Annotated in this window: 7 protein-coding genes; 4 read left to right on the top strand and 3 right to left on the bottom strand. The window is 60.5% G+C overall.

What is annotated here, in order from left to right; all coding sequences use genetic code 11:
• Nucleotides 1-528: 528 nt before the first annotated feature.
• From ACLV74_RS14165 to ACLV74_RS14175, 3 genes are read right to left on the bottom strand one after another with little or no spacing between them, the layout of a single operon-like run.
• Nucleotides 529-1,026 (bottom strand): hypothetical protein, encoded by a 498-nt coding sequence (locus ACLV74_RS14165; RefSeq protein WP_411880030.1) that lies wholly within the window; start codon nt 1,024-1,026, stop codon nt 529-531.
• Between the two features lie 16 nt (nt 1,027-1,042).
• Nucleotides 1,043-1,588, bottom strand: a complete 546-nt coding sequence (locus tag ACLV74_RS14170; RefSeq protein WP_411880031.1) for a hypothetical protein — start codon at nt 1,586-1,588, stop codon at nt 1,043-1,045.
• Between the two features lies 1 nt (nt 1,589).
• Nucleotides 1,590-2,135: a restriction endonuclease gene (locus ACLV74_RS14175; protein WP_411880032.1), complete on the bottom strand. Its 546-nt coding sequence runs from the start codon at nt 2,133-2,135 to the stop codon at nt 1,590-1,592.
• Nucleotides 2,136-2,492: 357 nt separating this feature from the next.
• Between ACLV74_RS14175 and mutS the strand changes: the two genes are divergently transcribed.
• From mutS to ACLV74_RS14195, 4 genes are all read left to right on the top strand, one after another.
• On the top strand, nt 2,493-5,075 hold the full coding sequence (mutS, locus tag ACLV74_RS14180) for a DNA mismatch repair protein MutS (protein ID WP_411880033.1): 2,583 nt from the start codon (nt 2,493-2,495) through the stop codon (nt 5,073-5,075).
• A 47-nt stretch (nt 5,076-5,122) separates the two neighbouring features.
• Nucleotides 5,123-5,950, top strand: a complete 828-nt coding sequence (locus ACLV74_RS14185) for a peptidase (RefSeq protein WP_411880034.1) — start codon at nt 5,123-5,125, stop codon at nt 5,948-5,950.
• 3 nt (nt 5,951-5,953) lie between these two features.
• Nucleotides 5,954-6,796: an alpha/beta hydrolase gene (locus ACLV74_RS14190; RefSeq protein WP_411880035.1), complete on the top strand. Its 843-nt coding sequence runs from the start codon at nt 5,954-5,956 to the stop codon at nt 6,794-6,796.
• A 438-nt stretch (nt 6,797-7,234) separates the two neighbouring features.
• A protein-coding gene (locus ACLV74_RS14195) for an IS3 family transposase (RefSeq protein WP_411880036.1) occupies nt 7,235-8,424 on the top strand; the annotation gives its coding sequence in 2 pieces (ribosomal slippage) (nt 7,235-7,508 and nt 7,508-8,424; 1,191 coding nt in all).
• The last annotated feature ends 11 nt before the right edge of the window (nt 8,425-8,435 follow it).

An 8,435-nucleotide genomic window follows, 5' to 3' on the forward strand; every position in this document is an offset into this window, starting at 1 on the left:
CCTCCTCTATTTTTATTGTGGCAAGCGTCCTACCCAGCCCATATTGTCACTCCAGCTGACGACGGCCAGTGGGGAAATCTTCACCCGCATTTTCACGCCATCAATCACTAGCCACTCCCATGAGCCCGGCATTGGAATCAAGCATCGAGTTTGCGAAAGGCCATACTGAATGAAGGGCGCTTGTGAACAGTGGCACCAACGTGTGAATGAGGTCGCGCCTCACCCACTTGCCCAGGGTTTTCCTTTTCAGGTCATGCGCGATGAAAACCCCATCGCCTGCCCTCAATAATCAGTTCCCGTGTGTGGATCTGTCTCAAAGTTCCGCTGTTTCCGCGATTTTGTCCCCTCTACGGCTAGCCAGGCGGCCAGGTTGTCGGCGTAGGGATTGAGCTTGCTTGAGCTGACCGGCCTTGGGAACTTCGCTCTCATCATTGTGTTGCGAGTCAAGCCTGCGCCCCTTGAAGCCTCGCGGATGACACCTAATCTCGCAATGCCCAACGTCTGATGACATCAATGTCGAACATCAGCTCACCCAAACTGATGCGACCGCAGGAGTCTCTTCACCAGCTCACCTTCGACTCTTTTTGAACGGCTGAGCTCCTGTGCAAGCTTGTGCATGCCTGGCAGGTAGTGGGCAAAGATTGGCAACACATTACCCAGCGCATGATTCATGAAAGCATGGTCTTCCTCAATTGAGAATATTTCGTCCTCACCCAGCTGACGCGCCCAGAAATCCTCACGGTCTTGAATGGAGTTGTGAAAGACAACACGGTTGATGTCTCTCTTATCATCAGGGGCAAGCTCTGCCAAGCCCTCATTGAGTAAGTAGAACTCGGCGGCAAAACCTCCGCAAGCCACACTTTTATGATGCTCTGGCGAAACGACGCATTGAGTACGTGCATGACCTCGTGAATCGTTTTCGAGGAACTCAATCAGCTCGACATCGCCGCCCAGATGCAAACATACAGTGGCATGCCCCACCTCATGCCAAGCCTTGTATTCGCGGCTATCGACAACAATTTTCATGCTGGACTAATGCTTATTAAATGCTTCGCTTTGAGCTGGGAGGCCTCTTTGTCTTTGACTGCATGCCGCGCAGACGTTTCTTTGTTGATTTTTCCCGAACGACCTGGGGCACCACGTAATTCATGGCGTTGAAAATTTCTGCTAATGCGTTGAATGCGATTGCTGCAGGAACAGCCGCTCCAAAATACAGCAGTGGTCTTTGCTGATATACCGAGACGCCTTGCGCTGGTTGAATGCCTTGTAATGAATACACGTAAAAAATCAAGCCCCCCACGGCGATAGCCACGAGCGCAAAGCAGATGGCCTTTAATCCAGTTTCAGCCGCCAGAATGCTACGCCGCTGAATCTTTCCTTCTGGATATGCCCGTGCCCGGTTATACATAAGCCCAGTGAATGCAATCATCAAGCCAAGGACGATTCCAGTGAGCGTAAATAGCCCATCGAAATTCATCATCGCAAGCTTGGATGCGAGAAAAACACACACCGTCCAACCAATTGCCAACTGCACGTAAGCGATTGCCGCGTGAGTAGGTTTTTGTTTTTTTAATGTACGCCTTGCCATATCAAGCCCTCAGCCATTCGGCCAGAGGTTCAACGTGGCGAAAATCGATTGTGGAACCATGAATATTTCCGTCCTCTTTCCTCGCAAGCATCACGCCGGCAAAGCTCTTGGGGGTAGCGCTTAAATCACGCTTGGGAGCATCAAAGCCTTTAGTCATCATGAGAGCTTGGCCGTCCAAGAAGCTTACGCAGCAAATTCCCTTTTCACTCGCGTAGTCAATGGCCCTAGACTGAAAGCCAGACGTTGAAAATATCATGGCCTTCTGTGCTCTAACGTCTTCCTTTTTTGCCTGCAGGGCCAGCAACACTTCGCGTTCCACTTTGCGGGAATACCGCTTGCATTCCACAATTATTTTAATTTCCATGCCTCCCAGGAGGATCAAGGTTGCCACCGCATCAATCTCATAGAGCCCCCCACTTCCTTCGAGATTTTTTAGGTGCTCGATAGTCAGGTCGACCGGCGATTTATTGGCATCACTTAGCCAGCGGACAACTTGTCGCTCATAGTCTTGGGGTGAAACCTGCACTGGGGTTTGGGGGTTGAACATGGCAGTAGTTTAGGGGTAGGCAATTCAGGCACGGCTAAGCTAGTGGCGTCGGGCGGCCTCCAAAAAATCCCTGAAGCGTGTGCGCGAAAAGCTCTAGCAGGTTGAGAAGATGAGCAAGATTTGGCGGCGTTTTGGCGGAATTTTTTGGGTGCGATGGAGGTTCATAGACATCATCGCAAATCAGAAGAATCGCAGCCATCGCGTAAGCTGTTGATTTTTAATGACTTTTCCGTTCTCACATTGCGACCAGAAAGCTCAAGGGTCCCACCCCCTATGATTGAGCACTATCGGCGCACGAAGACCGAAAAATAATGCGTAAGTTATTGATTTTTAAATGATTTTTGAGTAACCCGGATAATGCAAGACAGCTCAAAAAACCATACTCCCATGATGGCCCAATACCTCGGCATCAAGGCCGAGTACCCCGACACCCTGGTCTTCTACCGCATGGGCGACTTCTATGAGGTGTTTTTCGCCGATGCCGAAAAAGCCTCGCGCCTGCTCGACATCACGCTGACGCGGCGCGGCCAGTCGGCCGGCGAGCCTGTGGTCATGGCCGGCGTGCCCTTTCATTCGCTCGAAGGCTACCTGGCCAAGCTGATCAAGCTCGGCGAATCGGTGGCGATCTGCGAGCAGGTTGGCGACGTCGCCACCAGCAAGGGCCCGGTCGAACGGAAAGTAGTGAGAGTGGTGACACCCGGCACGCTGACCGACACCGAGCTGCTAAACGACAAGACCGAATCGATTTTGCTGGCCGTGCACCAGGGCGCGCGCAACACCTGCGGCCTGGCCTGGCTCAGCGTGACGCAGGGCGAGATCCACCTGGCGCACTGCGCGAACGACGAACTCGAAGCCTGGCTGGCGCGCGTGGCGCCCAGCGAGCTGCTTTACAACGTCGACGTCACGTCGGCGTTCGAGCAGCGCCTGAAGGGCCAGCGCTGTGCCGCCACGGCGCGCCCGGCCTGGCAGTTCGACGCCGCCCTGGGCGCGCGACGACTGCTGGACCAGCTCAAGGTCGCATCGCTCGCCTCCTGGAACGCCGAGGCCTTGAACGAAGCGCACGCCGCCGCCTCCGCGCTGCTCGGGTATGCCGAACACACGCAAGGCCGCGCGCTGTCGCATGTGCAAGGCCTGCAGGTGGTGCGTTCCGGCGAGTTGATCGAGCTACCGCAAACCACGCGCCGCAACCTGGAACTCACGCAGACCCTGCGCGGCGAGGATTCGCCTACGCTGTTCTCATTGCTGGACACCTGCACCACCGGCATGGGCAGCCGCGCGCTCAAGAGCTGGCTGCTCACGCCGCGCCGCGACCGCGCCCAGGCCGCCGCGCGTCTTGAGGCCATCACGCACTTGCGCGGCGGCGCGCAGCAAACCCTGCGCGCCAAACTCAAGGGCTGCAGCGACGTGGAACGCATCACCGCCCGCATCGCGCTGCGCCAGGTGCGGCCGCGCGAACTCGTGGCGCTCAAAGACACGCTGCAAAAAGCCGAACTGGCCGCGCCCGCGGGCAGCGATTTCCCGGAACTGCTGACGCGCATCTTTGAAGACCTGCAACCGCCGGCCGGCTGCGCCGCGCTGCTGGGCCGCTATGTGCTGGACGAACCGGCCGCGCTGATCCGCGACGGCGGCGTCATCAACCACGGCTGCGACGCCGACCTCGACGAGCTGCGCGCCATCCAGACCAACTGCGACGGTTTTTTGCTGGACCTGGAAGTCCGCGAAAAAGCCCGCACCGGCATCGCCAACCTGCGCGTGCAGTTCAACAAGGTGCACGGCTTCTACATCGAGGTGACGCAAGGTCAGCTCGACAAGGTGCCCGACGACTACCGCCGCCGCCAGACGCTGAAAAACGCCGAGCGCTACATCACGCCCGAACTCAAAGCCTTTGAAGACAAGGCCCTGTCGGCGCAGGAACGCGCCCTCGCCCGCGAGAAATGGCTGTACGAACAGCTGCTGGACCAGCTGCAGGATTTCATCCCCGCGCTGAGCCGCCTGGCGCGCGCGCTGGCCTCGCTGGACGCGCTGTGCGCGCTGGCCGAACGCTCGCTCACGCTGAACTGGGCGGCGCCCGTGTTCGTGCGCGAGCCCTGCATCGACATCGTCCAGGGCCGGCACCCGGTGGTGGAGGCGCGCCTGGCCGAAACCGGCGGCGGCTCCTTTATCGCCAACGACTCCAGCATGAGCGGCAAGCACCGCATGCAGGTCATCACCGGCCCCAACATGGGCGGCAAGTCGACCTATATGCGCCAGGTGGCGCTCATCGTGTTGCTGGCCAGCGTGGGCTCTTATGTGCCGGCGGCCAGTTGCCGCCTCGGGCCCATAGACGCCATCCACACCCGCATAGGCGCGGCCGACGACGTGGCCAATGCGCAATCGACCTTTATGCTCGAGATGACCGAGGCCGCGCAGATCCTGCACGCCGCCACGCCGCACTCCCTGGTGCTGATGGACGAAATCGGCCGCGGCACCTCCACCTTCGACGGCCTGGCGCTGGCCGGCGGCATCGCCGCCTACCTGCACAACAAAACGCAGGCCTTCACGCTGTTCGCCACGCACTACTTCGAGCTCACCGAATTCCCGGCGCAGCACCACGGCGCGATCAATGTGCATGTGAGCGCGGTCGAATCCGGCGCCGACATCGTGTTCCTGCACCACATCGAGCCCGGCCCCGCCAGCAAGAGCTACGGGATTGCCGTGGCCAAGCTGGCCGGCGTGCCGGCCGCCGTCGTCAACCACGCCCGCCACGCGCTCAATGCGCTCGAAGCCCACCAGACCGAAGCGCGCGCCCAGGTCGACCTGTTCGCCGCGCCGCCAGAAGCCGCCGCGCCCGAGCAAAGCGCCGTCGACAAGGCATTGGGTACCATAGACCCCGATGCGCTGACGCCGCGCGAGGCGCTGGACGCCCTGTACCGCCTCAAAAAGATATCCGCCTCGCCGTGACCCAGCGCAACCCGATACCCTCCACCCCCACACTCCCAGAGCACCTCATGACCTATTGCGTCGCCGCCAAACTCAATGCCGGACTGGTGTTTTTGTCAGACTCCCGCACCAACGCGGGCCTGGACCACATCAGCACCTTCCGCAAGATGATCGTCTACGAAAAGCCGGGCGACCGCTTCATGGTGCTGCTGTCGGCCGGCAACCTGTCGATCTCCCAGTCCATCCGCGAAATTTTGCAGGTCGAGCAGCTCAAGGATCACGAAGGCGGTGAAGCCATCACGATCTGGAACGCCAAAAGCATGTTCGACGCGGCCCGCGTGCTGGGCTCGGCGATTCGCCGCGTCTACGACCGCGACGCCGAGGCGCTGAAAAACGCCGACGTGGACTTCAACGTCTCGCTGGTCTTCGGCGGGCAGATACGCGGCGAGAACATGCGGCTGTTCCAGATGTATTCGGCCGGCAACTTCATCGAAGCCACCGACGAGACGCCCTACTTCCAGGTCGGCGAATCCAAGTACGGCAAGCCGGTGCTGGACCGCGTGCTGACGCCCGCCACGCCGCTGGCCGAGGCCGCCAAATGCGTGCTGGTGTCCATGGACTCGACCATGAAGTCCAACCTCTCGGTGGGCCTGCCGCTGGACCTGGTGGTCTATGAGGCCGACAGCTACCGGAGCGACAAGATCGTCTGCATCGACAACGACAACCCCTACTACCGCATGATGCACAGCAGCTGGGGCCAGAAGCTGCGCGAGGTCTTCGACAGCATCGAGGACCCGGTCTGGGACGACGCGCACACCGACATCCCGCTGAAGATGCCGGCTACGCGCCACGAGCCGCTGAAGAAGATCAGCACCCCCGACGAGAAACTGATTTAAGCCGTGCCCGCCACCGCAAAACCGCTGGTCATTTTTTCCCACGGCAACAGCTTTCCGGGCGGCACCTACAACGCGCTCTTCCAGAGCCTCAAAGCCCGCGGCTTCCAGGTCAAGGCCGTCGACAAATTCGGCCATGACCCGCGTTACCCCGTCACCAGCAACTGGCCTCACCTGGTGCAGCAGCTCGCCGACTTCACGGCCCGCGAGGTCGAAAAATCCGGCCAGCCGGCCTTCCTGGTCGGCCATTCGCTGGGCGGCTTTTTAAGCCTGATGTGCGCCGCGCGCAACCCGCAACTCGGCGGCCAGCCCGTCAAAGGCGTGGTACTCGTCGATTCCCCCATCCTGGGCGGCTGGCGCGCCCGCGCCTTGAGCGTCGCCAAACGCGCGCAGCTGGTCGGCGCCATCTCACCCGGCGCCATCAGCCGCAAACGCCGGAACCAGTGGCTGGGCAAGGACGAGGTGTTTGAACACTTCCGCGGCAAAAAAGCCTTTGCCGCCTGGGACGAGCAAGTGCTGCGCGACTACATCGAGTGCGGCACCTATGAAGGCACCGGCGATGACGAAGGCAAGCAGCTGCTGAGCTTCGACCGCGACGTGGAAACCGCGATCTACAACACCTTGCCCGACAACCTCGAAGGCCTGCTCAAGCGCCATCCGCTCAAATGCCCTGTCACGTTTATCGGCGGGCGGCAGTCGGCGGAGATGAAGCAGGTCGGGATGGCGATGACAGAGAAGGTGACCAAGGGACGGATCATGATGCTCGATGGGAGTCATCTGTTTCCGATGGAGAAGCCCTTGGCGACGGCGGCGGCCATCGAAGCTGCTTTGAGGAATTTCCTCGAATAGTCTTTCTTGCTCCGGTGGTGTGCTCTCTGCTGAGGCTTGCTGGCCGGGGTCGCCCGGCATGCGACTCACTTTTTTTGCTTCGCCAAAAAAAGTAAGCAAAAAAAGGCGACCCTGGTTACTGCGTCCCCTGCCCTTCGCTATGGGGCAACCTGCGGTGCTCGGTCCAGACGGGGTCAAAAACAACTCGCCTGCGGCTCAAACAAGTTTTTGCCCTTATCCGTCTGGCCCTCCGCTCCTCGGCGCATCCACAAGGGGCAATCGGGATCGGGAGCGGGGACAAAAAGGGGAGCAGGGCAAGAGCAGGCGGCGATGCGGCGGCCGTGAATTTACTCCCTCTCCCTCGGGGAGAGGGCAGGGGTGAGGGCCGTCGGCGGTTTGTGCTGGTCTAATTTCAAAAGACATCCCGATGAGGGAAATCAATGTCTGAGAGGAATAGAAATGACCAAAGCCAAGACCAGGCGATCGTTCGATGCGGCGTTCAAGGTGCAGATCGTCAAGATGATTCGAGAGCAGCACCTGAGCGTGTCCCAGGTCTGCCGCGATATGGAGCTGACCGACAGCGCCGTCAGGCGCTGGCTCGATCAGTACGAAGCCGAGCTGTCGGGCCAGCGCGGCATCGGCAAGCCGCTGACAGCCGAGCAGCAACGCATCCGCGAACTCGAAGCGCAGAACCTTCAACTTCGCCAGGACAACGACTTCCTAAAAAAAGCATCGGCCTTCTTTGCCCGGGAACTGAAGTGATCCAGCGCCTGATCGCCCAGGGGCAACAGAAGGCCTGCCGCCTCACCGTGGCGCGCATGTGCCTGCTGCTCGGCACGAGCCGGTCGGGCTACTACGCGGCCCGCCAACGCCAGCCGACCGGCGCGCGCTGCGCTCATGCCCAAAGCGTGCGGGCGGCCTTCGATGCCAGTGACGCCAGCTACGGCAGCCGCAGGGTGCGCATGGCCTTGCGAAGCGATGGCGTGCAGATCGGCAGGTGGCTGGTGCGACGATTGATGCGCGAGCAGCAACTACGGCCCGTGTGGCGGCGCAAGTTCGTGCACACGACTGACAGTCGGCACGCGCTGGCGGTGGCGCCCAACGTGCTGCAGCGCCAGTTCGAGCCGCCGGCGCGTGACAGGGCCTGGGTCTGCGATATGACCTACGTGCGCACGCGTCGCGGCTGGCTGTACCTGGCCGCGGTGATGGAGCTGTACTCCCGCAAGATCGTGGGTTGGGCGACGTCACGCGAGATGCCAGCCACGCTGGTGTGCGATGCGTTGGCGATGGCCATCGCCCAGCGCCGACCCGCCGCAGGCCTCATCGTCCACTCCGACAGGGGCAGCCAGTACGCCAGTCGGGAGCATCAGGAGTTGCTGGCACGCCATGGCCTGCGCGCGAGCATGAGCGGCAAGGGGAACTGCTGGGACAACGCCGTTATGGAACGTTTCTTCCTGAACCTCAAGATGGAGCGTGTGTGGCAGCGCGACTACGCCAACCACGCTGAAGCCGCCGCCGACATCTCCGACTACATCGTCGGCTTCTACAACAGCCGGCGCCTGCACTCAACCCTGGGTTATCTGCCTCCCAATGTCTATGAACGACAAATGGCCGAACGTGCCCTTATCGAGGTGTCCGAAATTACTTGACCAGCACAAGC

It is taken from the genome of Polaromonas sp. YR568, assembly GCF_943369415.1.
Taxonomy (GTDB): domain Bacteria; phylum Pseudomonadota; class Gammaproteobacteria; order Burkholderiales; family Burkholderiaceae_C; genus Polaromonas.